The following is a 25,064-nucleotide window of genomic DNA, read 5'->3' as shown; positions in this document are numbered from 1 at the left end:
TTCAGCGAATATTTGAGGGGATTCTTTGAGTCTATTGCTTGAAGGAGTTCTTCAAAGACAACCTCAAAACAAAGGGATCGAAGAGCTTAGGTCACCCCTTGCTCTTCAGATCCAAACATGCGTCAGAAACAGTTAGCATTCAAGCTGTTTTCTAACATGATTACCTTGCTTATTTTGCTTCGCTTGCCAATAATTGGTCTGCGTAGATTTTTTCCAATTTTTCTTGAAGAGCTGCTTTGATTTTTTCAGCATATTCTTCAAAGTGTTCTTCTTTGTTCATGTATGGTGTCATTACGCTGGCACGCAATACAGTTACTTTTCCGGCACGGTTCCATTCTTCATCTGAGAATCCTAGTTGGTTCACGAATTGCAATGGGCTGTTGCCATAGTCTGGGATAGCAAAGTCAGTATGTGAAGTTAAGAATTCATTACCGTAAATGCTTCCTTTCACGTATGAAGAATAATCATATACGTCATGGTTCAATTTATTCATCGCAACTAAATCGTCGTTGCCTTTTTCTTTGAATACGTAGTCTACCATGTTGAAATCTGGATAAGTTAATGGATGAACTTCGATTTCTTTGTCACCTACTTTGAATGACAAGTCATTCAAGAAGTTGTAGAAACGGTGTGCCCCTTCGATTGATGCACCCATCAATTTACCGTATCCTGTGACATTCAAAGGTAAGACATGGTGTGCTGCCCAAACGCTGGCTGCTGTTGCCCCTGCTTTTGAACCTTCCAAGATATACGCTCCAAGTAATGCTGGGATATCTGCACCTTTTTCAAATACATATGTTGCGAAGTAAGAGATAACGTCTCTCATGCGGATATCTTTGATGACGATACCACCGGCAGAATATGGAACATAGCCCATTTTATGTGGGTCGATCGTTACAGATTCTGCTTCTTCGATTGCTTTATATGCACTGTGTACTTCTTCTAAGATATAATCTTTGTTTTCTGTAAAGACGTTGTATTTGTAATGAACATCTTTTAAATCTTCGAATGGAATGAAGTTGTTGTCTTCGTCTAAGAAAATCGCACGACCGTATCCGCCATAAGCAGCATCTACATGCAAGTAGAAGTAAATACCGTCTTTTTCTAATACGCGACGCAATGCAACGATTTTATCGATACCGTCGATTGCTCCTTCTTCTGTTGATCCTACAACACCGACTACACCTAAGATTGGTGTTTTTTCAGCTGCTAGACCACGAACGATTTTTTCAAGTTCGTTGATGTCCATGCGGTAGTTATGGTCAACTGGCACTGGAATTACTTGGTCTAAACCGATACCGATGATGTCGGCAGCTTTTAGCCATGAATAGTGTTTTGTTTGTGGAACCAACCATTTTCCTAATTTGTCTAAATGTTTTCCGCTACGTGCTGAGTGAGCTTTGATTTCGTCGATTTTTTCTGGAACACTGTCTAACAAGTTCATGATTTCTTCTGTTGACAAGTTCATCAATTCCCAATCGCTTTTTCCAGCAACTAGTTCAGGTGTCACTTCTTTCATAGCAAGTGGCAATGATTTGATGTTGCGGGCATACCAAAGTCCTTCTAAGTTTGCTAAAGAACCATCAGCAACGATGTGTCCCCAGCCATCTTTATAGCTCATTAATTTTGCAAATTCCATGCCTACTTCTTCTTCCATTTGGCTTGTTGCAGGAGAAGATTCGTAAGCAACGTTATTACCATTCCATAGCATAGCAAAATTGTACGCTAGTAAAGATGGCATCAATGTTTCAGAGTTCATATGACCCCAGTAGCGTCCGGCATTATGCCAAGGAACGGAATGGGTACGCATCCGCGCTGAAATTTCTGATAGAACATCTTTTGTTTTATTCACAGTGTGTTCAAAACTAGCACTGCTTTTTTCTTCTGGCGTAATGATAGGCATGTCTTGAGGCATGTAGTTTTGACGCCAGCCTAAATGTTCGTCCACCAATTCATTCAACAAAGCTTTATAGATTTGGCCGTTCTCAGCTTTGTCCCCAATGAATAGGGCATTTAGGTTTAGATCTTTCGACAATGATTCACTCATAGTGAAACCCTCCTAAAAAAAATATTTAAATTTTGTCGAGCCCTACATTACACCTGTTCTCCTATTCTGTAAACTAAGCTTTCGACCGTTTTTTAATCGTATTTTGATATGTATCAATTATTCGAATTGTTCGCACTTTTGAAATAATTAAAAAAAACGAGGGAATTTACAAAAGTAAACTCCCTCGCAAAGATTGTATTAACGACAACCAGCGTTCTATTTTAGGATGGGTTTCAAAATTGGAATGTTGTAATAGTATTCCCCTTTTTCAAGGCAAAAACTTACTAAATTCTAATCAATTACTTTGGCCAAAAAGTAATTTTTCTTACCTTTTCGAATAACCACAAACTTACCATCGAATTCATCGGATGGATTTATGACAAAATTTAAATCGGTAACGCGGTCACCGTTAATACTTATAGCTCCGTTTGAAACATCTTCCCGTGCCTGACGTTTAGATGGTTCAATTTTTGTGGAAACAAGTAGCTCCACGATATTTTCAGGTGTGCTTGAAATTTCAACGTTCGGCATTTTACCGAATCCTTGCGCGATTTCTTCCGCATTTAGTTCTTTAATATTTCCAGAGAACAATGCTTGCGTTATTTTTTGCGCTTCTTTCAAGTCTTCTTCACTATGCACAAATCTTGTAACTTCTTCTGCCAAACGGCGTTGTGCTTCACGTTTCTCAGGTTCTGTCTCTACTTTTTTCGCTAATTCTTCAATTTCTTCTTGAGATAAGAACGTAAAGAATTTCAAGTATTTCACTACATCACGATCATCTTGATTCAACCAGAATTGGTAGAATTCAAATGGTGAAGTTTTCTTAGGATCAAGCCAAATGGCACCGCCTGCGGTTTTTCCGAATTTCGTTCCGTCCGCTTTCAACATCAATGGAATCGTTAAACCGAACGCTTCTGCTTCTGGTCCTTCTAATTTTCGGATCAGGTCTAAACCAGCTGTGATATTTCCCCATTGGTCTGCTCCACCGATTTGTAGTTGTACATCGTATGTTTTATGCAGATGTAAAAAGTCGATGGATTGCAGGATTTGGTAAGTGAATTCTGTGAATGAGATCCCTACTTCCAAACGGCTGGCAACGATATCTTTTGCTAACATCGTGTTGATGTTGAAGTTTTTACCGTAGTCTCTCAAAAATTCAAGTAAAGAGATTTTTGATAACCAGTCGTAGTTGTTCACAAATGTGATATTTGCGTCTTTACCAAACAATTTTCTCATTTGATTGGAAAGTGCATCCACGTTATGTTGTACTTGTTCCATCGTTTGCAACACACGTTCTGTTTTACGGCCGCTTGGGTCGCCGATTGTTCCTGTTCCGCCGCCAATCAGAATATATGGATGATGGCCTGCCAATTGGAATCTTTTCATCATCATAAATGGGATCAAATGTCCGATATGCATCGAATCACCAGTTGGATCAACGCCGCAATAAAGTGAAATGCTCTTTTCTTCAACGAGCTCGCGAAGTCTTTCTTCGTTTGTTTGCTGATTAATGGCGTCGCGCCAAGTTAATTCATCAATAATATTCATTTTACTGACCTCCGTGTAGTTTTTTTATGAAAGCAGGAACCTGCTAGCATGCGTCATTGAGTATTTCTTCGGGATGGAAAATAAAAAAAGTCCCTTGGCATATAGCCAAGGGACGAAATCTCGCGGTACCACCCAATTTGTATGTCTAGATATCCAACATACCTCTCGAACATTTAACGCTGTCGCGTGGCAATCACTGCCAGAGACTCCTGAAATGTAATTCGCTTTAAAGCATGTACTGGTTTGCAGCAACCACCAGCTTTCTGAAACATTGGCTTTAACAACTACTTCGTTTCAATCTTCGTCTTGTTATTATTAATATGTGTCTATCATAGAGCGCAACTTTTTCTTTGTCAACAGAAAAAAGATATTTTTTTTAAATTCCTCATTTTTTCTTTTTTGAATCCGCTCTAATCCCGAACATTTTATTTTCAACTATTGTTAAAAGAAACTATTTTTTCTGTATTTTTTCTGCAATTTATCGAGAAGTCACTTTACTTTTCCTCTTATTCTTTCTTCGTTACAATGAACAACGGGACGAGTAAAAAATGAAAAAGTAAGGGACGAGGTATATGGAAAAAAAGCAAAAAATTATTTTAGGAGCCACTTCTGCTTTAACTGTCGTTATTTTAATTTTAAGTCTTTTTTTTGTCATCCGAGCATACACAAAAAAAGAACCGATTATTCATGAAAAAAAAATAACAGAAAAGACAAAAGAGCCAATGGATGATAAGCAACAGCTAGTGACTCAAGCAAAAAATCTGGCACAAAGCTATGATTATGACCAAGCGATTGCTTTATTGGAGAAAAACAGTAAAAACGGATCTGCGGAAACACAGCAGCTTCTTCAAACACTGAAAAAGGAGAAAGAACAACTAATTGACTGGTCTGATCCTACTCAGATCTCTCACGTCTTTTTTCACAGCTTGATCGTGGACCCACAAAAAGCCTTCCACTCTCAACAGGCTCAAGGATATAAAGACTATATGGTAACTGTTGAAGAATTCAACCGTTCAATCGAACAACTCTATCAAAATGATTTTGTTTTAGTCAATTTGAATGATTTGATCCAAAAAGACGAACAAGGGAATCTTTCCTTTAACGGGCTTGCGCTACCTGAAGGAAAAAAACCATTAATTCTTTCACAAGATGATGTCAGCTATTATGAATATATGGATAATTCCGGTTTTCCTAGCCGATTAGTCGTATCAAATAACAATGAAATCAAAAATGTTTATAAAGAGAATGATAAGGAAGAAATTGGGGACTTTGACATGGTTCCTCTGATCGATGCTTTTGTCAAGAAACATCCTGATTTTTCTTATCGAGGCGCAAAAGGCACCTTGGCCCTGACAGGTTACAACGGTGTTTTAGGTTATCGAACATCCAAGTCTCAATACGGAGATAACGAAAAAACAAAAAAAGAGAGCGAAGAAGCTAAAAAAGTGGCTGATCAGTTGAAGAAAGATGGTTGGAGCTTTGCTTCCCATACCTGGGGACACTTGAATATGACTCAAGCTTCATTAGAGGATGTCAAAAAAGACAATGAATTATGGCAGCAAGAAGTTGCACCTATCCTAGGAAAAACAAATATCCTGATTTATCCATTTGGTGCAGATATTAGCGACTGGCAGCCTTATTCAGCAGAAAATCAAAAATTTGCTTACTTGAAGAGTCAAGGTTTCGATATTTTCTGCAATGTAGATGCTTCTACTCCCGCTTGGGGACAATTAGGTACGGATTTCTATCGAAATGCTCGAATCAATATTGATGGCATTCGGTTCCAATCAGATTTAGACGGACAAAACCCTATTCTTGATCCATTCATCAATGTTCATGAGGTCTACGACAAAGAAGCACGCGAATCCGCTTGATTTTACATCATTTATAAACAAAAAAAGCCGAACTGACATTTTATCGTCAGTTTCGGCTTTTTTTATGCTTTATTTCTTCTTCGGCGCGATACCTTTGATCAGGACTTCTGTCCATTCTGCTGTATATGGAAGCAGTTTTGCGTATATCTCCGGCTTAGAAATTCCTTCTACCATTGCTTGAAAATAGAGGATCAAAAACTCATCCGAATATTTCAAATCCACTTTTCCTTCTTTACGTCCTCGGTGGAAAAGATCAAGCATGATACTGAAACTTTCTTGCGTATACGCATCCATCGCGTCAGAAAATTCTTTTTTTTCTTTTTTTGTATAGTATGTCATCAAATCGATATAAAATTGTTTGTTCACTCGATTGAGATAGCGGATTTTATTTTCACTCATAGCAATCAGCGTTTCTTCAAATGGAAGATTTTCCGCAATCAACGCTTTCGCTTCTTGCCCTAAATCATTCATAAATGTGAAAAATACTTCATAAATCAGCCCTTCCTTGCTGCCAAAATATTTAAAAATCGTCGCTTTACTTACCTGAGCGCTCTCAGCAACCTTATCCATCGTCACTCCAGCGGTTCCTATGTCTGTGTTCATCAAGTCAAAAGCTGCTTGTAAAATCTCTTTCTTTTTCTCTTGTGCTCTCTTTTCAAAACCGTTCATTTATAGAGCCTCCCGTAATTTTAAACTTTTATAATATATATAGTTCAAATTTATTCTGAGGTTTATTATAACTATCTATTGAGAAAGTATCAAGCTAGCAATTCCTTGTTTATGAATTCATTGACAGAAATTTATAAAAAGAATATTATGTACTAAAATATAAAAAAAAGTTTTATAAAAAGGTATAAAACCATTTTATTAAACTGATTAATCTTTTTTAGTATATATTTTAAGAAAAAGGAGTGGGGTTTTTATGGCAGAAATCGTCAAAGTCACACATTTGAAAAAGAGCTTTGGTCGTTTCGAAGCTTTAAAAGATGTCTCTTTCACCGTACATTCAGGTGAAGTCGTTGGATTTATCGGACCAAATGGTTCTGGAAAATCCACGACGATTCGGACACTTTTAGGGATTATAAAAAAAGACGGCGGAACGGCAACGATTTTTGGTCAAGATGTATGGGAAGATAGTTTATCTATCCATGAACGTCTTTCTTATGTTCCAGGTGACATCTCTTTATGGGGAAATTTGACTGGAGGAGCGATCATCGATCTCTTCATGAAGCTTCATGGAAAAGGGAACGCTCAAAAAAAGGACGAACTGATTCAACGTTTCTCTCTTGATCCTAAGAAAAAAGCAAAAAACTATTCAAAAGGAAATCGTCAAAAAGTGGGCTTGATTGCTGCTTTAGCTGTTGATTCGGATCTCTATTTATTTGATGAGCCTACTTCTGGTTTAGATCCCTTGATGGAAACCATTTTTCAAGAAGAAGTTGAAAAACTGAAAGAACAGGGCAAATCCATCCTGCTTTCTTCTCATATTCTCAGTGAAGTCGAACGGCTGGCAGATAAAGTCGTGATCATCCGCGAGGGAACAGTCGTAGAAGAAGGAACACTCGATGAATTGCGTCATTTGACCCGCTCGACCATTACTATAGAAACAGAAGCAGATAACAGCCACTTAGCACAATTGAACGGTGTCCATGATTTTGTGCAAAAAGGCCACCTTGCTCAATTTGCTGCTGACAACGAAGCTTTCGATGAGATTTTAGCTGAAACTTCCAAATTAGGTGTGAAAAAATTTGAATCTATTCCACCGACTCTTGAAGATTTATTCATGAGGCACTATGAAGGATGAGGAGGAAACGAAATGACTGATAAATTTTCACGCTGGTCCACCCTTTTTTCTCAAAACCTTAGCCGTGACTGGAAAAAGATCTTGATATGGCTAGTCGGTGTCACTGCTTTTTCTGGTGGTTTTGTCCCTGCGTTTGAAGAATTGACTTCAGGACAAGGGTTAGCTGGATTATACGAAACAATGCAAAACCCGGCAATGATAGCAATGGTCGGACCAACTCCCGCTTCGAATGCTGCTGAGTATACTTTAGGAGCGATGTATGCAAATGAAATGTTGCTTTTTTGCAGTTTGTTTGCTGCTGTGATCTCTGTTTTGCATGTGGTGAGCCAAACGAGAAAAAAAGAGGAGCTTGGTCTGATTGAACTTATTCGTTCCTTTCGAGTCGGACGTCAAGCAAACTCTTTAGCTGTCATCGCTGAAAGTATTCTGATTAATTTGCTTTTAGCAATATCGATCAGCTGTACGATGATTTTTTTTCAAGCAGATTCGATCACTGCAGAAGGTGCTTGGCTTTTTGGGCTATCTGTAGGTAGTACGGGTATTTTGGGGAGTGCCGTTGCACTGTTTGCTTCACAACTGATGCCAAGTGCAGCCAGTTCGAATGGTCTGTCTCTAGCGTTTTTAGGTGGACTTTACCTTCTAAGAGCAATAACAGATGTAGCTGATTCCTCTCTTTCGATGTGGAATCCTTTAGGCTGGTCTTATTTGTCCTATCCATTTACAACTAATAACTGGATTCCTTTGCTTTATTTGTTTTTGTTCAGTCTCATCTTGATAATCAGTTCATTTGTTTTAGAGGAACATCGAGACTTGAACACCGGCTATATCCCCGAACGTGAAGGAAAACCGTATGCTAAACGTTCTCTTCTATCCTTGCGTGGTTTATTATTCTATCTAAATAAAGGAATGACCATCAGTTGGCTTATCACTTTTGGTTTGATGGGGGCGGCATACGGCTCTATCTACGGGAATATGCAACAGTTTTTAGAAAGTAACGACTTAATGAAACAGATGTTTATCCAATCTGGCGTCTCAATTGAAAAAAACTTTACAAGCACGATCATGGTCGTCTTGATTTGTCTAGCTGCTATTTTACCAATTGCTAGCATCAATCGTTTATTTACAGAAGAAACCCACGGACGTATGAATCAGCTGTTCGCAACAAAAATTTCTAGGAACCAACTTTATTGGACAAATCTGTTACTAGCGATCCTGTTTTCTATATTGTCGATTCTGATTAGTTCTGGTGCGCTAGGACTTTCTGCTTTGGCATCGATGAAGGATGCGAAAGATATGGATCTATTGCTGTTTCTTAAAGCCGGATTCAACTTTCTGCCTGCTGTTTTAGTGTTTATCGGAATGAGTGGCTTTCTATTCGGATGGCTTCCTCGAATGGGTAAATTTGCTTATATCTACTTAGCTTACTCCTTTGCGCTCAATTACTTTGGCGGGATTTTGGATTTACCAGAATGGTTCTCCAAAACAGCGGTCCCTAGCTGGGTACCACGGATGCCAAACGATTCTTTCGATCTTTCCGTATTCCTTACGTTATCCTGTATCAGCCTTGCACTGATCGTCCTTGGTGCTATCGGTTATAGGAGAAGAGATTTAGTGGAAGGATAACAAAAAAAGAGCATGTTCAATTTCATGCTAGCCTCCAAATTGGGATCAAAAATCCAACATTTGGAGGTCATTTTTGTATTTACATGTCTTCTAACTGTTCTTTATCAATGATCCAGACTTCCCGATTCTCTCTTTTTACATAACCATTCTCCTCTAATAATTTAAATTTTCTAGATAAAGTTTCGGGGGTCGTACCGATAAATGCAGCAAGTTCTTTCATTTTCATTGGCAGGAAAAAGTGATCCTTCCCTGTCGCTTTAGCTAAGTCAAGCAGATAGACAGCGACTCGTTCTTCTACTTTTTCCATCATCAAAAAAGTTGTCTGCTGCTGTACTTTTGTTAATTTCTCAGCGTTGATTGCTAAAAGTTTCAGACTAAGGGCGGGATAATGCAGTAAAAGTTCCGAGAAATCTTTTTGTCTCAATACGCAAATTTCCGTTTTTTCTAGTGCTTCGCCAAATAAAGATTCATTTGGAACGCCTAACAACTGGCTCTCTCCCTCATATCCGCCCGGCTCTACTACTCGTAAAAGCTGTTCCTTTCCGCTAGCAGATAATTGATACACTTTCATACTACCGGAAGCCACGATTACTAATTGAGACTCTCTATTCGGCGCAAGAAGCTGTTCTCCTTTTTCCACTTTTCTGTGTGTCACTAACGAGTGGATTTTTTGCTGATCTTCTATCTCGAGATGATTGAATAATGGAACGAGTGAAACACACAATCCTTCATGTCTCATAGCAGATTCCTCCTTTGGATTTCTTCCTTGTTTGTTATTCTACTTGTTCGTTTAACTTGGGTAATTGTTGTATCAAGATTTTTCTTTTTGTGCGATAAGTAAGCAGACACATGCCGTTTATGACCACGATCAGAATACTCATTTCATGGAAAAGCATACCGTTTGCCACCTCGGCCACTAGGATCAGACTCTCGGTAATAATGGCGGTGAGTGTTTTATGCCTTAAAATCATTTTTTGATACTATCTATAAGTAAAATTGAAAATTGCCTCTTATGTCAAATAGGAGCTGTGACAAACGCCTTGTCGCAACTCCTATTTTTTGAATAAATGGTGTTCTCCTGCCAACTTCTCGGATACAAGTCACGATATTCATCAAACATGAGAAGCTGTTTTTTAAATTGTTCCTTGTGACTCAGGGTTAAACGGCAAGTTCACAACCTCCGAGATTCACAGTGTTCAAAAACTTACTAACATTCGGCTTTTTTTACTAAATGCCGCTGTTACTTGTTTGCCGAAACGACCCTTTACTGCTTTTTCCAATCCAGTCGTTGCAGAGGATACCGCTTTTTTTGCCGTACTTGCTTCCACCTCTGCGGCTTGTTTCGCCTTTTTGCATTTCGTGACTTTGTCTTGAGTCATCGCAATCCCTAAAGCTCTTGCTGAGATTTTTTGTATCTCTTTCTGGTAATCTTCCCAAATTTTTTCCTCTAGAATGATCACTTATTATCTCCTTTCTTGTTACTTTTTGTTTAATCGTTGCAGATCAGCACGATAACGGCGTTCGACTTCATCTTGCTGATCATAGATTTTTTTTCGTTTCTGCATCAATTCATGAGAGAACCTCTCTTCTAAACGTCTGAGTTCTTTTTGTGCAAAATACAAAGAATCCTTCGGGCATTCAAAGGAACACACCGAAAAACGTATATTGGAATAAGTCGTTTCTGCCAGCTGCTGCATGTTCTTTTGCATCTGTCTGAGCTGATCTTCCTGATTTTCTAGCTGCAGTCGTTCTTTTCGGTATGTTTCATGAATCTGGTTTTCTTTTTCCATCTCACTACTCCTTGTTTTAAAATAATTGTCGTGCCAAGTCTCGATCACGTTGGACCAGCTCATTGATTTTCGCTTCGATCTCTTTTGCCAAGGTAGAGAATTCTGCTGAAAGCTGCTTGATTTTGAAGATTTTTTCCCTGAATTCCTGCGTAGGTTCATCAACGATCGTCTGCTTTGTACAACCGACTTCTCGCAGAGCATCGAGCATTTCGTTCTGAGACAAAAGCGGTGTCTGTCTGCGGACCATCGCAAGACCATCTGCCCACAGCTGTTCCAAATCACGAATTCCACGCTGGTAAATGACTAGCACTTGTTCCATCGCTTGATCGAAGACGGAAGCCGCATGTTTCACGATCATCAGCGCCTGCTGGTCGTCTAAATAGATCTGTTCATTGGTCGACAGACCGCCGCTGCTAGCTGTGAATCTTTTCCGCCAAGTCACTAGCTTGGAGAAAGCACTGATTTGTAGCTGGAGCCACTTGTTTTCTTCTTTCAGTTGACTGATCCGATCTTTCTCCCATTGATTTTTTTCGCCATATGTCTCCATTTGACGGATCATAGCTTTGTTTTTGATGATTTGCTGGGCGAGTAAGGTCTGTTCGAGGGCGACCCCTCCATGTTGGTCGGAATAGATGATGATATCGCCATATTTATCGATGTAATTCCCGTTTTTGTCGAGATTGAACTGATTTAGATCGTGTCCATAGTTTTTCCAGCCGGCGTTGTCGATTCCGAAACTGTGAAATGGCAGTTGGCCTTTCCCGCCAGTCAGCCAGCCACTAGTCACGATGTCTGAAGTGTCATACAGATTGATGATCTGCCCTTCATAATTCATGAGCTGCTTCTCACTCAAGCCTGGGCCTGCCGCTGCATATGTAAATCCGTGATAGCCTTTTAAAACAGCGACATAGATTGCCTGCGCTCCACCTAAGGAATGACCGGTCGTGGAAATGGTGTAGCCGTCTTTGACAGAATAGGTCTTTTCGATTGCATCGGCATACGCTAAAGCCGACTGGAAGGCGCCGTTGTCGTGTTTGTCCTCAAAGCCGACTTCTCGGATGTTCGTTTTCCAGTCCTGCCAGTTTTTAGTGCCCGCGTAGGCGATAGTCAGGTCTTTTTTGATGACGGATTTGGGGTAGCCGGAAATTTGCTGTAATTGATCTTGCTTCTTACTTTTATATTCATCTTTGATTTCAGCCACGACCATGGCCTGCATTCCGTTTTTCTTTGGTGTTTTTTCTTTTCCGATTGTATGTTTGTCGGTGCTTACCATATCAAGAATTAAATATTCGTTTTTCACGCCAAATCTATCCAGCTTTTTTATATTTCCTACTTCTACTTGATAAACTGTTTCTGAAAAAACTCGATTCTGATCCATCAGTCGATCCCCCCATCATAGAATGTGACGATATTCATGGGTATGCTCCTATTGGTCTCTTGGTCTTTTCTACTGAGATAATGATCTTGCCCCGGTTTTTCTATACCACTATCAATCCTATAGATCCACTGACCTGTTTCTGCAGACTTTACTCCTAATGTCGCAGTGTGGGAGAGCAGGTCATTGATTTCGAAGTGGACCTCTAAAGATTTCATAGGGGTTACAGAGAAACCTGTAAATTCTATTTTCTCAATATCAATATACTCAGTTATAGAATCTAATCTTTCAAAAAATTCCTGTTCAGTCATGTCTCCTTTACCTTGATTAAATTCTTTGAAGATTTCCTTTTCTCGCTTTTCATCTACTGTTGAAATCTCATAATGATTATACAAATAATTTGCCAGATCGGTTTGGATGGTACGCAGTTCTTCATTGTCTTTTTCTCTTCTATCCATCAATATTTTCCCTCCTATACTTAGTGCGATGATGACTATGACTCCTCTGAAAATGATTTTTTTCATACTTGCTCTTCTTACTTCTCTTCACAAAGAAAACGCTTTAAATGGATTTTACCATAGGCTTATCAGTGAAAAAAGAAGCCTTGTTCTTACTTTTCCTTGTTTGATAACGAAATGAATATTTTTTCATTTTTTCTGTTATGTAAATCGAAACACATATACAAAAGAATAAACAGGCGCAAGTAATTGTTGTTTTTTAGAGATTGTTAACTGTTATGTTTTTAGATTTGTTTAAATTTTTATTCTGATTTGACTGATGGAAAAACCAAACAGACACCTGCAAAAAAATGATTTTTCGCAGGTGTCTGTTTATGTTGCATCATGAGAGCAGTGGATTCGATGATATGCCATCTATTTAGTACGCAACGCAAATCAGCTTTTTCATAACTTCTTTTTTATCGCGTGATACAATGGCGCTAGTTCTTTGAGTGCCTCAGCAGTTTTCTCTTCGATGTTTGTGTATTCATTTGGAGAAAAAAACAGTTTGCCAAGTTGGAAGGTTCGATCGCCCATTGTTTCTCGCAGCTCTTCTTGCTTGCTCTTATCTGATAAATAAACGGATAAAGGCAAATGATCTTCCAGCTCATTTTCAGGCTGAGGCCAGATATAATAATCTTCAATCGCTACCTGGGTACTCCATTCCTGCAGTAAAGATAGCAATTGATTGTATCCTTCAACGCTTCCTTCTCTCGTGTCACTTTTATAGTGCTGATACATCAAATAGATTTGGTATTGTTTTTGATTCAACAAAACTGCTAGACAGGCATTCTCGTTTTGCCGATCTTCACTTCGATAAGCACTCCAAAAATGACTGCGTAAATTCCAGCCATTCGTCCAGCTTTCGATTTTAGGTTTGCTCATGCCATATGTATCAGGCAAAAGTGCAGCTGTCTGGAGCTGGATCTCTTTCCATTTTTGCCAGTGTGCTTTGTATTCTTGTTTGATTAGTTCGACTTCATCTGGTGTATGTATTTCTTTGAGTTGTTTGAATGCATAATTGTCTCTGTCAAATAACTGATAGTCTTCTTTCATTAAATCCATTTTGTTCCCTCTTTTCTTTTTATTTTAACTATGTTATTTAAAAGAAACAACTGTAAAAAAGCTGAATCGAAAAAGCAACTGATTGCTTTTCGAGTTCAGCCTCTGTTTCCATTTACAGGAATGGTCATGAAGTTTTGATCACATTGAGTAGTGACGTAAATAAAATGGCACTGGAAGCAGCTCCCGGGTCGATATGTCCGATTGCACGCTCTCCTAGATAGGAAGCTCGTCCTTTTTTAGCTACCAAGTCTTTGGTGTGTTCTTTTGCCTGGTCAATAATTTCTTTTGTTAGATTCCCTGCTTTCAACGCCTCTGTAACTGGTAGCCAAACATCTAACATCGTTTTATCGTCAGCTTCTGCCTTTCCTCGGCTTTGAATACCCGCTGTTCCCTGCTCGATCACTTCTCCTAATTTTTCTTGAGAATCAATAGAATCGACCCCTTTTGTCGCTTTCATCATGTTCATGAATGCAGATCCGTATAACGGACCAGAAGCCCCACCGACTTTCGATATCATCGCCATAGAGAATACTTTGAATGTATCACTAATTGTTCCAGGATGATCGGTTTGAAAAGCTTCTTCATAAGCTGAAGCCCCTCTTCCCATATTATTTCCGTGGTCTCCATCGCCAATCGGGGTATCTAGATCACTGAGATATTGTTTGTTCTGATTGATTGCCTCTGCAAATTGTGAGAGCCATTCTTGGATTTCTTGAACGGTTAGTTTCATATTATCACCCTTTTATCTTGAGATTGTCTTACCATGAAATCGTCTGTACATGGCTTTCTAAAGAATCTTTCCATTGTGTCTCCGTCAAGTCGATCAGCGTAAGAGAAAGGCCTTGCATATCTAGTGAGGTCATAAAATTACCGACTTTTCGGAAAACTACATTGACGCCTCTTTCTTCCAGCAGAGCTAAAACATCATTCATGAATACGAACTGTTCCATCAAAGGCGTCCCGCCCATTCCGTTGACGAATACACCTGCTTCTTTTGGCAAATTCGAGTAATCATCTAAAATCTTAGTAACAAGTTCCTTTGCCAGTACTTTAGAAGGCTGCATCTTTTCTCGACGATAGCCTGGCTCACCGTGGATACCAACACCGTACTCGATTTCATCTTCTCCTAGTTCGAATCCTGGTTTCCCTACTTCTGGTACAGTTGCTGCTCGAAGCGCTACACCGATTGTTTTAGTTGCCTGTACGACCTTTTCTCCCAATTCTTTCAACTCTGCTAGGGAAGCACCGTTTCTTGCTGCATCGCCCACGATTTTGTGTACAAGGACAGTACCTGCGACTCCGCGTTTTCCAGCAGTATACGTACTATTTTCAACGGCGATATCATCATCTACGATTACACTTTCTACTTCAATATCGTCCATAGCAGCTAGTTCCTTTGCCATATCGAAGTTCAATGCATCCCCTGTATAATTCTTAACGATTAGTAAAACTCCTTTGCCACTATCCGCTTCCTTGATAGCCGTTTGAATCTGATCTGGAGTTGGAGAAGTAAATACATCACCGAGCACCGCTGCACTTAACATTCCTTCCCCTACAAACCCGGCATGGGATGGTTCATGTCCGCTTCCTCCACCAGAAACCAAACCAACTTGTTCCGATTTCTGATTCTTGGCTACAACACGGGAAGATTCTACACGATGAACAAGTTCTGGATAGCTTTTTACTAATCCTTCCAGCATTTCTTCGACAATATTGCTTGGATCATTCATGATTTTTTTCAATTTATTCCCATCCTTTCTTTCCGGCATTTTGTGCTTCTGTTAAGATTTGCTGAGTATCATCCGTTATACCGGCAGTGATGGCTGCTGCAAAAGCTCCTTCCACTAAAGGCGCATCCACCAGATGATAACGTTGCTGCTGTTCTTCTTCCAACATGTCTTTTGCCAGTTCCGAATTCAATACCGCGCTGCCGATATCCGCAAAAACAAAATAACTAGCTGCATCACTTGATTCATTGACAGCTTCTACGATTTTCATCGGGTCTGATCCGATCTCGCCATTTATTCCGCCGAGAGAAAAGATCTGCACCTCTTGGGATTTTTGCATCTGCTCAATCATTTCTTTAATACCATCTGTTACTTTTTGACTATGAGAAATAAGCAAAATACTCTTTTTCACAAGAATCTTCCTTTCTTTTACATAGTTGCTAACGATTGGTTTCGCTTTCATTAATGAACAATTCAAGTATATAATAAATTCCTAATTTTGGGAAAATATGTGTTGCGCATCTTGAACTTTGTTATACTTTCGTTAAAGAGAGGAGTGATCGAATGATTACAACAACCACGAATAGTGTGGAAGGAAAAACCGTAGTAGCTTATAAAGGAATCGTTTTTGGTGAAGTTATTACTGGGATCAATGTATTGAAAGATTTTGGGGCTGGTTTGCGAAACGTCTTTGGCGGCCGTTCAAAAAGTTATGAAAATGAACTAATGGGCGCAAGAGAAGAAGCACTTGCGGAAATGGCCGAACGTGCAAAAGCATTAGGAGCTGATGCAATCATTGGCGTAAAAATGGACTACGAAGTATTAGGTAGCGACAATGGTATGCTGATGGTCACATGTAGTGGAACAGCTGTCTCCACAAGATAAGTAGGAATAGCTGTCTTAATAAATAAAAAGAGATGGGACATGTAGTGGGACCCAAGAGTTAGATTTTTCAGTCTAACTTCGAGGTTCACTACCTTCCCATTCTCTCTTTTTTATTTCTTTTTGCGAATGATTCCGTAAGCTGCTGCAACTAGCACACCTGTGCCTACGAAGGAGTAATTGACAGAAGCTGTTTTTTCATTTGTTTTTGGTAAAGTCTGACTTGTTGATTCGGATGGCTCTGTCGTTTGATGAACTGTTTCTGTCGTGGTTCCAGAGGCCACTGATTTTTCTCCTGCCGAATGCAAAATATCTTTTATTCGTTGGAAACTAGCTGCTAAGTCTGCTTTTTTTGCTTCAAAATCATTAGCAACTGTTTGTGCTTCGCTGATCTTTCCATGGATCGCTTGACTGGCCGCTGTGATATCCGCTTGAGTTTGACTTAGCTTTCCAGAAGCTGTTTGAGCAACCTGATCTAATTGTTGATTGAATTCTTTTGCTTGTTGGATCTTCCCGTCAAGATCTGTTTGGACAGCTTCCGCTTTTGCTTTCGCTTCAGCAAGCTTTTTCTCAAGTTGTGCACGGTCATTTCCCGCTTTATTTTTAAGATCAGCTAAATCTTGATCGATTGCTGCTTGGTCTTCTTTCAATTTGTTTTTTGCAGCTTCTAATGCTTCTTCGAGTTCTTTTCTTTTATTTTCCAAGTCTTGCAAATGATCGATTTGGTCAGAAGAGGTAGAACTATTCGTTGATGTATCTTCTGAAGACGAAATCGTTTCTCCTGAGTTATCTGTCGGTACATTGGAAGTCATTTCTGTTTCTGAGGTTCCGTTTTCAGCATCAGAAGAGCTTATAGTTGTTGAAGGCTCTGTTTGAGCAGGTTCAGAAGTTTCTGCAAAAGCTGTTTGTCCGAAGAAGAAAATACCGAAAACAGCAATCGGCCAGATCAACGGCTTCATTCTTTTTTTCATCACTTTCCCATCCTTACTACTTTTTAACTAATTTCTTATTATAAGCAAAAATGTCTGGAAGAACCATAAACACAACAGGCTGTTTGTCTAAAAAACGGTGCATCTTTTATTTTTTTGTACGTTCCGGACTTTTCCATGTCCCGCTTCCATAACCTAAAATCGTTTTGACCGCTGGAATGAAAGTCGTCACGATCGTTATCGCGTTCACTATCCAGAACAAAAGCATATATAGGGGTGCGAAAAGAAGGTATTTCAATTTTCTTCGTCGATCATCTACAATCAGCGAAGCTAACAACTGGAAAAATCCTGCGACCATTTCAAAGCAGATGAACACAAAACTGAATGTAAAAGTGACATAGATCTGTTCATAGTTTCCTTGGTACACATAATGCCCAATCAATCCAATAAAAAGAATCACGGAAATACAAAAGAATATTGACCAGACAATACTCAATGTTTGATCAATGAAGATGATCGTTCTTCCGATATGTTCAAAAGGATGGAGCATCACTTTTTTGAAATTCGTCAGCCAGACTTCTGTTCCACCTTTTGCCCAACGTTTTCTTTGTCGATATAGCATCTTCAACGTCACAGGTACTTCCATGAAAAAGATGATCCCAGGAGCAAAAACAGATACCCAATCATTCAACTGATGATCCCAAGCAATACTGATGTCTTCTGTCGCTCGATCTTGTCTGAATCCGCCCACATCGATCAAGGCTTCTTTTCGATACATCGTATTTGCCCCACTGTACGCATAAAGGCCACCGAAAACAGCTGACTGTGTTCGTTTGATAATACCAACGATACTTGAGAATTCAACCGTTTGCGATTTTGCAATCAACTTTGTACGATTTTGGACATCCATATTTGCAGTGACCGCAGCAATATGTCTTGCACCAGGGCGAATAAAATAATTCACATACCTCTTCAGTGCATCTGGCTCCGGTACCGTATCTGCATCATTGCTTAAAATCAATTTCCCTTTTGCAAAGGCAAGTCCGATATTAAACGCATGGGCTTTTCCTTTATTTTTTTCGATCCGAACCACACGAAGATTAGCGTATTTTTTCATCAGTCTGGCTAATATTTCTGGTGTTTGGTCCGTTGAACCATCATATGTCACTAATACTTCATAGTTGTGATAATTCAATTTCGTCATCAAATACTCGATCGTATCTTCGATCACAATCTCTTCATTATGGGCTGGTACCATGATCGTAATGAACGGTTCGACACCTGATGGAACATCTACCCATTCTTTTTGTTTGTGTTTGTATAAAAAAACATAACACCAGACACCAATAAACCATGCAAATCCGCCTAAAATCGGGTAAGAAACGAGAAAAAAATACATGATAGACAAACAAGTATCTAGGAATTGATTACCTGTATGAGTGATTGAGGTCATTTCAGTTCCACCCCATTTTCTTTATACAAATCTGCAATGAGTGTCGTATCTAGATTTTTCTCTTCGGAGACAGAATAAAAACGGACCGTTTCTCTCTCTTACTTTGTTCCAAAACGTTCCGTATACATTTCTTCAAGTAATTCTTGTCTTTTTTTCAATTCTTCATCTTCATATTCAAAAGACTTATTTACTTTTCTATACAAATTTCGATTGTTCCATCTAGTCAACACAAATGAGATAATCAGGAAGCTGAAAAAGATCAATGCAAAAAAGCCGATGAAGAAATACAGCATTTTCTTTTCCAATAAAAAAGCGTACAAGTAAAAATCTTTGGCTCTTTCTGGTCTCGTCAATGGAAAAAACACCTATATAAAAGGAAGAACAACGATCATCCAACCGAAAAGAGCCACTAGCGTTTGCCAAATTTTCAACCAATAATTACCTTTCGAAAAATACTTATCTTTCACCAAAATCGATGCAACTTCTTCTCTTGTTACTTTTTTCATATCCTCACCTCACATTTTTTGTTACGACGTAGGAGTTTACCATACTTTTCATTTCTTTTCACATAAAGTGTTCCTAAATTTTTCCTAAGAAAAAGAACAAAACATTTCTCATCGGCAAATGAAAAATATTTTGTTCTTTTTATCAGTTGTTCTTTTTATTTTTTTATCTCTTAATTATGTTTCTCTTTCCAATACGACAATGCTTTTCATTCCTCTAGATATCGCCGTGTACATTTGTCTGCGTCTTCTTTGCTCATCTCTATTGTTTTCAAATGGATACAAGATTACATGATCAAATTCTAGTCCTTTTGCTAGACTCAAAGGAATGATCTGGCAGTTTTCTAATCCATATGAACTTTTTTTAATCGATTCTTGTAGCGTTTGGGTTTCCTCTTCTGTTTGGGTGATAATTGCCGCTTTTTCTCCATTTAGAAAAGCCAAAATCTCAGCTAGTATTTCCAACAATTCTTCAGAGGATTGAAAAGAGCGGTATTCGGGTTCTTTTCCTTGCGGTCGGATCGATACGATGTCGATCTTCTCTTGATCCACAGCATAGGTTTTGAAAAGCTCTGTGATTGCTCCGCTAGAACGGTAACTATTTCTAAGATCATATCGATGGATCGGCAGATGGTAGTCATCGAAACAACGCATAATATCAGCAAAAGTAGTGGAAGAATTAAAGATTGCTTGATTCTCGTCACCTACTAAAGTAAAGTGAGTTTTTGGAAATAATTCAATCAATAGACCTAATTGTGCCAGGGTATAATCTTGGACTTCATCAATCAATAAATAGCGAAACGCTGGTACATTTACCTTTTCAACAAGCAAATGATGAATAGCTAATAAAATGACTGCTTCATCAACAGTACGTGTGTGTTGCCAAACATAAGCTGAGCCATATCGTTTTTCATAAATTCTTTCAAACAATCGATGCTCATCCACCCACGCCATTTCTTCGATTTGTCTGGTTATTTTTCGATAGTTTTTTTGTAAAAGTTTCCTTGCATAAGTTGCGATACTTTGTTCCGAATCATCAGAAATCAATTCACCGAATAATTTCAACTGCCTATCTTCTGTCAACGAGAGTACCTGATTCTGCACTGCAGGACTTTTTGCTTGTTTCAAAAGATGGTTCTTCCATTCGCTCATCAGTGCCTTTTTCGTTGCTTGAAGCCTATCGATCAATTTAGGATGAGCAGGAACTTTCTCATATATTTTTTCGATCGTTTTTTTAGAAAGAACTGTTTTTCCATTTTTAGTAAGTCCACGGATAAAATCAGGATGATCTAGAAACAAAGGATCTGATCGTTTTAGATCATCGATATACTCTTTACTACGCAAATGTTCTGCTTGCTCTGATACATTTTCTTTCGTGATACGTTTGAAATAAGCTTCTTCACCTTCTATTTCCTCTGCTGAAAGCTGTGAAACCAGCTGCAAGATGGTTAGATTCAGTGGATTTCTTTCGCCTAATGATGGTAGGACATTCGAGATATAGTCGATGAACCGATGATTAGGCGATAGAATCAGCAAGTCATCAGATGTCATCGTATCTCGATATAAATAGAGCAGATACGCAATACGCTGCATGATAGCAGAGGTTTTACCACTTCCTGCTACGCCATTTACCAAGATATTTTGACTTTTCACATCCCGAATGATTGTGTTTTGTTCCGATTGGATCGTAGCAGTGATAGCCTTCATTTCATTGGTTTCATCTTGACCTAACACTTCTAATAACACATCGTCTTGGATAGCTACAGACGTATCAAAAAACTTGACCAAACGATCTCTTTCCAAAATAAATTGTCGTCTTTCTTTGATAACCGTATCGATTTTATTTTGACGAACCGTATAAGAAGACGGACCAATCACGTTATTGTAAAAAAGTTCGGCAATTGGTGAACGCCAATCATAAACAAGATTTTCATCTACATCATCTGTGAAATTTGCTGTACCGATATAAAAGGATTCTTTTGGCTCATTATCCAGAAAGTCTACAATGACTTTTCCAAAATAGGGACTTTTCAATAAACGTTCGATCTTTGCCAGCTGATTTTCTGCGTTTTTCTGTTTGATATTCATCTGATCGATTTCTCTATTTTTCATTTCAATCATCGAAAAAGTATCCAGGTTATCTAAGTAACTGTCAAAATTCAATCGAAGCTCGCCAGCCATTTCTTTCAGCGACTGGTTTCCTTCTATTTTTGCCGTATCCATCGATTCACGCAGTTCGTTTCTTTTATCGATTAGCTTTTGATACACATTCTTCAGATATGCTTCTTCTAACTGCTTTTGTGTGTTGACCATACACATTCTCCTCTTTTTTTAAAGTGGTGGAACCGATTAGTTTACCTCTTTTAAGAGTCGAATGCAAGCTTTTTAACGAGTATCATTTGTTAGGATATATCAGTTCTTCAGGTCGGACAGTTTGATATAAAGAAAATGCTCCATCAAGGTTTTTTACGTGGTAGCCAGACTGCTTCAAGATTCTTTCTGCTAGATAGCTACGTAAGCCGCTATGACAGCTGACGATATATTCTTGTTGACTGTCTAATTCATTTAATCGGTCCCGAAGTTCATTCAAAGGGATATGTTTGGCTTCCTTGAATTTGCCTTTTTCCAATTCTTCTGCTGTTCGCACATCTAATAAAATTTTTCCTTTGGCTAATTCTGTTGGCAATTCATGCCATTGTACGGTTTCACTAAGCCCTTCTGCAATGTTCATTGCTGCATATCCTAGCATGTTTACTGGATCTTTGGCTGAGCCAAATGGCGGTGCATACGTCAATTCTAACTCCGGCAAATCGAAGATCTTCAAATGCCCTTTGATTGCTGTTGCTAAAATATCGATCCGTTTATCCACACCTTTTGCCCCAACACCTTGTGCACCATAAATCTCGCCAGTCTCTGGATGGAAGATCAACTTCAGTAAAATATCTGTTGCTTCTGGATAATAGCTTGCATGATCTTTTCCTGACACATGAACGACTTCAAAAGACAGCTCGTTTTCTTTGGCTGTTCTTTCACTTAATCCGGTGGATGCGGCGGTCATTCCAAATGTTCGTATAATTGCTGTTCCAATACTGCCTTGATTTCTTCGAGAAATTCCGGAAATCGTGTCTGCAACTTGTCTACCTTGACGATTGGCTGGTGAAGCAAGAGAAATAAGTGCATCTTTTCCAGTGATTAGCTGTTTTACAACGATAGCATCCCCCACCGCATAAATATCAGGAATATTCGTTTGATATCGTTCGTCTACTAGGATACCCCCGCGTATACCTAATTCGATTCCAGCGGTCACTGCTAACTGGTTATCAGGACGAACACCAATGGATAAAATAACTAAATCAGCAGGGATGGTACGCCCGTCATCCAGTCGCAATCGTTTCCCGTGGTCTTCAAATCTAGCGACAGCATGAGAAGTAATCACTTCTACTCCTTGATGAGACAATTCTTTTTCTATAAAAGCTGCCATTTCTTCATCCAGTGTCGGAAGAATATGCGGCGCTTGTTCGATCACCATGACTTCTAAACCTCTTTTTTTTAGGTTTTCTGCCATTTCCAATCCGATGAATCCTGCACCAACGATCACGGCACGGTTTGGCTGTTTTTCTAACGCATGCATCACTTTATCGATGTCTGGTACATTTCTAATAGAAAAAACATTGTCGGCTTCTGTTATCCCTGGAATTGACGGAACAACTGGTTTTGCGCCAGGAGATAAAACCAATACATCGTACTGTTCCAGGTGTTTTTGACCTCCATGTACGACTTCTACTGTTTTGTTTTCAGGAAAGATAGCTGTCACTTCATGGTTTGGACGCACATCTAAACAAAAACGAGCAGCTAATGATTCTGGCGTTTGGACCAGAAGATTTTCCCGGTCACTGATTTCACCCGAAAGATAATAAGGCAAGCCGCAATTTGCAAAAGAAACATACGGTCCTTTTTCAAAAACAATGATTTCTGCATCTTCCATTAAACGGCGAAGCCGTGTAGCAGCAGACATCCCACCCGCTACACCTCCGACAATAACGATTTTCATCTTATTTCCCTCCTACTGTTCGATCAAACCATTGATTCATACCGCCACGTACATTCACCACATCATAACCAGATTTCTTTAATTCTTTTGCTGCTTGTTTACTCCTCATCCCTGATTGACAAATCACATAAACGGTCTTTTCTTTGTCTCCATCATATCTGTTTATGCCTTGTAATGGAATATTTTTAGCTCCTTTTATATGCCCACCCCGGTATTCTACAGGTGTTCTAACATCAAGTAATACTGGCTTTTCTAAAAGCTTTTCCTTTAATTCTGGGACTGTTATCGATTTTATGGGTTGAAATAACAAACTCATTTTCTGCACCTCATTTATATTTTATAAATACCTTATGGGGTATATTAAACAAGAGCTTTCTTATTCTGTCAACCAGAATGACTCTTCATTTTTTTACTGCTTTTTATATTTGCATAAAATACCGATTAGGGGTATTATCGAGTTATAAAAATGGAGGAGAATGTGCTATGGAGATTGAGAATAAAAATATCCTGAACCGTTTGAAACGTACAGAGGGACAAATTCGTGGTATCCAAAAAATGATCGAAGATGAAAAAGAATGTATGGATGTCATCACTCAATTAAGCGCTGTTCGTTCTAGCATTGATCGCGTAATGGGAATGATCGTTGCAGATAATCTGAAAAATTGCTTTGAAAATCCTGATAGTAATCCAGAAGAACAAGCAGCTAAATTAGAGCAAGCAATCAAGATGATTATTAAAAAGTAAAGGAATGATTTCAATGAAAGTCGTTTTCCATATTGATGAATTAGAAAAATGGTCAGAAACAGGGAAAAACGTAAAAAACCTGATAAAAGCTTCTCCTGAAACGACGATCGTCGTTTCCGTCAACGGCATCGCGATTACCGGTTATCTAGACTCTGCCAATGCAGAATTCTTAAATTTGAAAGAAGTCGTTTTTCACGCTTGTGCGAATGCTATGCGTGCTAATCATGTTTCAGAAAGTTCTTTACCTGAACAAGTAATCGTTGTACCAGCAGGTGTACTTGATTTAGTTGAACTGCAATCCCAAGGTTATGCTTATATCAAGCCCTAGTCAGTAGAGGTTGTGATCCTACCATTTAACTCCGAGTTACAAGAAATAATATTAAAAACAACTTTTCATGTTTTTGGTTTGGTTGGCTTATTATCGAGAAGTAGCTATTGGAAGTCTATTTATCAAAAAAAGGAGTGCGACATAGGTCACACCCCTTCTTTATTTTCTTTGAAACATCTTTCGGTACTCGACAGCATACAAGATAAAAGATTGTAAAAGACCGTAAGTGATGACGGCAAAAATGACTCTCACCCACAGCGTTGGTAATTCTGGGAAAAGCAACAAAAGGATCATGCCAACATAGATGACAGCAGTCGCTACTTTGCCATACCACTTCGCACCACTTAATTTGATATTTTTAGATAGCCCGATTAATCCAGCTACAAACATAAAGCCTTCTTTTATCAAGAATAGACCAAACAATAGCCAAAGCCACGGTCGATACCATGCCATAGACAAAATCAGGAAAAGTTGTGTCAATTTATCTGCAAACGGATCAAGTACCTTCCCTAAGTCTGTTACCTGATTATATCTCCGAGCAATGACCCCATCTAAATAATCAGACAATCCTGAGACAACAATTATCGTGCCTGCTACATAAAACGACTGTCTCAGCACAAAATAAAGATAAATCGGCAGCAAGAGAATACGGAATATCGATAAAAGATTCGGAATCGTTTGGATTTCTTTACGCCAGTTTGTGCTTATTTTCATTTGACCGACCCACCTCCTCAGCACTCTTTTTTATTTTAGCTTACATAGAGAATAAAACAAATGATTTTACTGCTGTTATTTTTTTGCAATCACTGATCATATGAGTTGGT

The 25,064-nt window shown here is 38.9% G+C and carries 25 protein-coding genes, 1 pseudogene and 1 other annotated feature; of the genes and pseudogenes, 6 read left to right on the top strand and 20 right to left on the bottom strand.

The window, feature by feature from the left end:
- Positions 1 to 169: 169 nt before the first annotated feature.
- Both tdc and tyrS read right to left on the bottom strand, forming a co-directional pair.
- On the bottom strand, positions 170 to 2,047 hold the full coding sequence (tdc, locus tag FTX43_RS06565) for a tyrosine decarboxylase (protein WP_087064078.1): 1,878 nt from the start codon (positions 2,045 to 2,047) through the stop codon (positions 170 to 172).
- A gap of 291 nt (positions 2,048 to 2,338) precedes the next feature.
- Positions 2,339 to 3,595, bottom strand: a complete 1,257-nt coding sequence (gene tyrS / locus FTX43_RS06560) for a tyrosine--tRNA ligase (protein WP_002310719.1) — start codon at positions 3,593 to 3,595, stop codon at positions 2,339 to 2,341.
- A gap of 105 nt (positions 3,596 to 3,700) precedes the next feature.
- Positions 3,701 to 3,906, bottom strand: a binding site (T-box leader).
- Between the two features lie 261 nt (positions 3,907 to 4,167).
- On the opposite strand from tyrS, the gene FTX43_RS06555 reads away from it, so the two are divergent.
- Complete coding sequence (locus FTX43_RS06555) at positions 4,168 to 5,469, top strand: polysaccharide deacetylase family protein (RefSeq protein ID WP_002316650.1); 1,302 nt, start codon at positions 4,168 to 4,170, stop codon at positions 5,467 to 5,469.
- Between the two features lie 69 nt (positions 5,470 to 5,538).
- On the opposite strand, the gene FTX43_RS06550 is transcribed toward FTX43_RS06555, so the two are convergent.
- Complete coding sequence (locus FTX43_RS06550) at positions 5,539 to 6,138, bottom strand: TetR/AcrR family transcriptional regulator (protein ID WP_002292597.1); 600 nt, start codon at positions 6,136 to 6,138, stop codon at positions 5,539 to 5,541.
- A 253-nt stretch (positions 6,139 to 6,391) separates the two neighbouring features.
- On the opposite strand from FTX43_RS06550, the gene FTX43_RS06545 reads away from it, so the two are divergent.
- Together FTX43_RS06545 and FTX43_RS06540 are read left to right on the top strand one after the other, a co-directional pair.
- Positions 6,392 to 7,273, top strand: coding sequence for an ABC transporter ATP-binding protein (locus FTX43_RS06545; RefSeq protein ID WP_002314041.1), 882 nt, complete (start codon positions 6,392 to 6,394; stop codon positions 7,271 to 7,273).
- A 12-nt stretch (positions 7,274 to 7,285) separates the two neighbouring features.
- Complete coding sequence (locus FTX43_RS06540) at positions 7,286 to 8,896, top strand: ABC transporter permease (protein ID WP_002310714.1); 1,611 nt, start codon at positions 7,286 to 7,288, stop codon at positions 8,894 to 8,896.
- A gap of 79 nt (positions 8,897 to 8,975) precedes the next feature.
- Here FTX43_RS06540 and FTX43_RS06535 read toward each other — a convergent pair whose 3' ends face one another.
- The 10 genes from FTX43_RS06535 to dhaM all read right to left on the bottom strand — a co-directional run bounded on the left by FTX43_RS06535 (position 8,976) and on the right by dhaM (position 15,813).
- On the bottom strand, positions 8,976 to 9,635 hold the full coding sequence (locus FTX43_RS06535) for a Crp/Fnr family transcriptional regulator (protein WP_002310712.1): 660 nt from the start codon (positions 9,633 to 9,635) through the stop codon (positions 8,976 to 8,978).
- A gap of 34 nt (positions 9,636 to 9,669) precedes the next feature.
- Positions 9,670 to 9,792 carry a hypothetical protein gene (locus FTX43_RS15170; RefSeq protein ID WP_002320700.1) on the bottom strand — a complete coding sequence of 41 codons (123 nt, stop codon included), beginning with the start codon at positions 9,790 to 9,792 and terminating at the stop codon, positions 9,670 to 9,672.
- A gap of 300 nt (positions 9,793 to 10,092) precedes the next feature.
- Complete coding sequence (locus FTX43_RS06525; protein ID WP_002312757.1) at positions 10,093 to 10,356, bottom strand: hypothetical protein; 264 nt, start codon at positions 10,354 to 10,356, stop codon at positions 10,093 to 10,095.
- Positions 10,357 to 10,374: 18 nt separating this feature from the next.
- Positions 10,375 to 10,686 carry a hypothetical protein gene (locus FTX43_RS14885; RefSeq protein ID WP_002310709.1) on the bottom strand — a complete coding sequence of 104 codons (312 nt, stop codon included), beginning with the start codon at positions 10,684 to 10,686 and terminating at the stop codon, positions 10,375 to 10,377.
- Positions 10,687 to 10,702: 16 nt separating this feature from the next.
- Positions 10,703 to 12,064: a DUF2974 domain-containing protein gene (locus FTX43_RS06520; RefSeq protein WP_187160010.1), complete on the bottom strand. Its 1,362-nt coding sequence runs from the start codon at positions 12,062 to 12,064 to the stop codon at positions 10,703 to 10,705.
- Positions 12,064 to 12,585, bottom strand: coding sequence for a hypothetical protein (locus FTX43_RS06515; protein WP_065763774.1), 522 nt, complete (start codon positions 12,583 to 12,585; stop codon positions 12,064 to 12,066). The genes FTX43_RS06520 and FTX43_RS06515 overlap by 1 nt, the downstream gene beginning before the upstream one ends.
- Before the next feature lie 378 nt (positions 12,586 to 12,963).
- Positions 12,964 to 13,623 (bottom strand): HI_0552 family protein, encoded by a 660-nt coding sequence (locus FTX43_RS06510; protein WP_087064084.1) that lies wholly within the window; start codon positions 13,621 to 13,623, stop codon positions 12,964 to 12,966.
- A gap of 124 nt (positions 13,624 to 13,747) precedes the next feature.
- Positions 13,748 to 14,353: a dihydroxyacetone kinase subunit DhaL gene (dhaL, locus tag FTX43_RS06505; protein ID WP_147606899.1), complete on the bottom strand. Its 606-nt coding sequence runs from the start codon at positions 14,351 to 14,353 to the stop codon at positions 13,748 to 13,750.
- 28 nt (positions 14,354 to 14,381) lie between these two features.
- On the bottom strand, positions 14,382 to 15,392 hold the full coding sequence (gene dhaK, locus FTX43_RS06500; protein ID WP_187160009.1) for a dihydroxyacetone kinase subunit DhaK: 1,011 nt from the start codon (positions 15,390 to 15,392) through the stop codon (positions 14,382 to 14,384).
- Positions 15,367 to 15,813: a dihydroxyacetone kinase phosphoryl donor subunit DhaM gene (gene dhaM, locus FTX43_RS06495; RefSeq protein WP_002316646.1), complete on the bottom strand. Its 447-nt coding sequence runs from the start codon at positions 15,811 to 15,813 to the stop codon at positions 15,367 to 15,369. Before dhaM ends, dhaK begins: the two co-directional genes overlap by 26 nt.
- Positions 15,814 to 15,914: 101 nt before the next feature.
- On the opposite strand from dhaM, the gene FTX43_RS06490 reads away from it, so the two are divergent.
- On the top strand, positions 15,915 to 16,235 hold the full coding sequence (locus FTX43_RS06490; protein ID WP_002292575.1) for a putative heavy metal-binding protein: 321 nt from the start codon (positions 15,915 to 15,917) through the stop codon (positions 16,233 to 16,235).
- A gap of 110 nt (positions 16,236 to 16,345) precedes the next feature.
- Here FTX43_RS06490 and FTX43_RS06485 read toward each other — a convergent pair whose 3' ends face one another.
- From FTX43_RS06485 to FTX43_RS06460, 6 genes and pseudogenes are all read right to left on the bottom strand, one after another.
- A complete protein-coding gene (locus FTX43_RS06485) occupies positions 16,346 to 17,203 on the bottom strand; it encodes an LPXTG cell wall anchor domain-containing protein (protein WP_147606897.1) in 858 nt (285 codons plus the stop codon).
- A gap of 106 nt (positions 17,204 to 17,309) precedes the next feature.
- Positions 17,310 to 18,614, bottom strand: coding sequence for a glycosyltransferase (locus tag FTX43_RS06480; RefSeq protein WP_147606895.1), 1,305 nt, complete (start codon positions 18,612 to 18,614; stop codon positions 17,310 to 17,312).
- Positions 18,611 to 19,120, bottom strand: a pseudogene (locus FTX43_RS06475) (hypothetical protein). The gene FTX43_RS06480 and the pseudogene FTX43_RS06475 overlap by 4 nt, the downstream one beginning before the upstream one ends.
- A 174-nt stretch (positions 19,121 to 19,294) precedes the next feature.
- On the bottom strand, positions 19,295 to 21,430 hold the full coding sequence (locus tag FTX43_RS06470) for a UvrD-helicase domain-containing protein (RefSeq protein WP_147606893.1): 2,136 nt from the start codon (positions 21,428 to 21,430) through the stop codon (positions 19,295 to 19,297).
- A gap of 82 nt (positions 21,431 to 21,512) precedes the next feature.
- A complete protein-coding gene (locus tag FTX43_RS06465) occupies positions 21,513 to 23,168 on the bottom strand; it encodes an FAD-dependent oxidoreductase (RefSeq protein WP_002348307.1) in 1,656 nt (551 codons plus the stop codon).
- Position 23,169: 1 nt separating this feature from the next.
- The gene (locus tag FTX43_RS06460; protein ID WP_002316644.1) at positions 23,170 to 23,484 is read right to left on the bottom strand and encodes a rhodanese-like domain-containing protein; all 315 of its coding nucleotides are present in this window, start codon (positions 23,482 to 23,484) and stop codon (positions 23,170 to 23,172) included.
- Positions 23,485 to 23,651: 167 nt separating this feature from the next.
- On the opposite strand from FTX43_RS06460, the gene FTX43_RS06455 reads away from it, so the two are divergent.
- On the top strand, positions 23,652 to 23,912 hold the full coding sequence (locus FTX43_RS06455) for a metal-sensitive transcriptional regulator (protein WP_002292566.1): 261 nt from the start codon (positions 23,652 to 23,654) through the stop codon (positions 23,910 to 23,912).
- Positions 23,913 to 23,925: 13 nt separating this feature from the next.
- Entirely contained in the window at positions 23,926 to 24,240 is a 315-nt protein-coding gene (locus tag FTX43_RS06450) for a DsrE family protein (protein WP_002330734.1), read from the top strand.
- Positions 24,241 to 24,399: 159 nt separating this feature from the next.
- On the opposite strand, the gene FTX43_RS06445 is transcribed toward FTX43_RS06450, so the two are convergent.
- The gene (locus tag FTX43_RS06445; protein ID WP_002310692.1) at positions 24,400 to 24,954 is read right to left on the bottom strand and encodes a CDP-alcohol phosphatidyltransferase family protein; all 555 of its coding nucleotides are present in this window, start codon (positions 24,952 to 24,954) and stop codon (positions 24,400 to 24,402) included.
- Positions 24,955 to 25,064: the final 110 nt, after the last annotated feature.

This window comes from Enterococcus sp. DA9 (assembly GCF_008000875.1).
Classification (GTDB): Bacteria; Bacillota; Bacilli; order Lactobacillales; family Enterococcaceae; genus Enterococcus_B; species Enterococcus_B lactis.
Note: the sequence above shows the minus strand (reverse complement) of the source record. Positions and strands in the feature narration are given on the sequence as shown.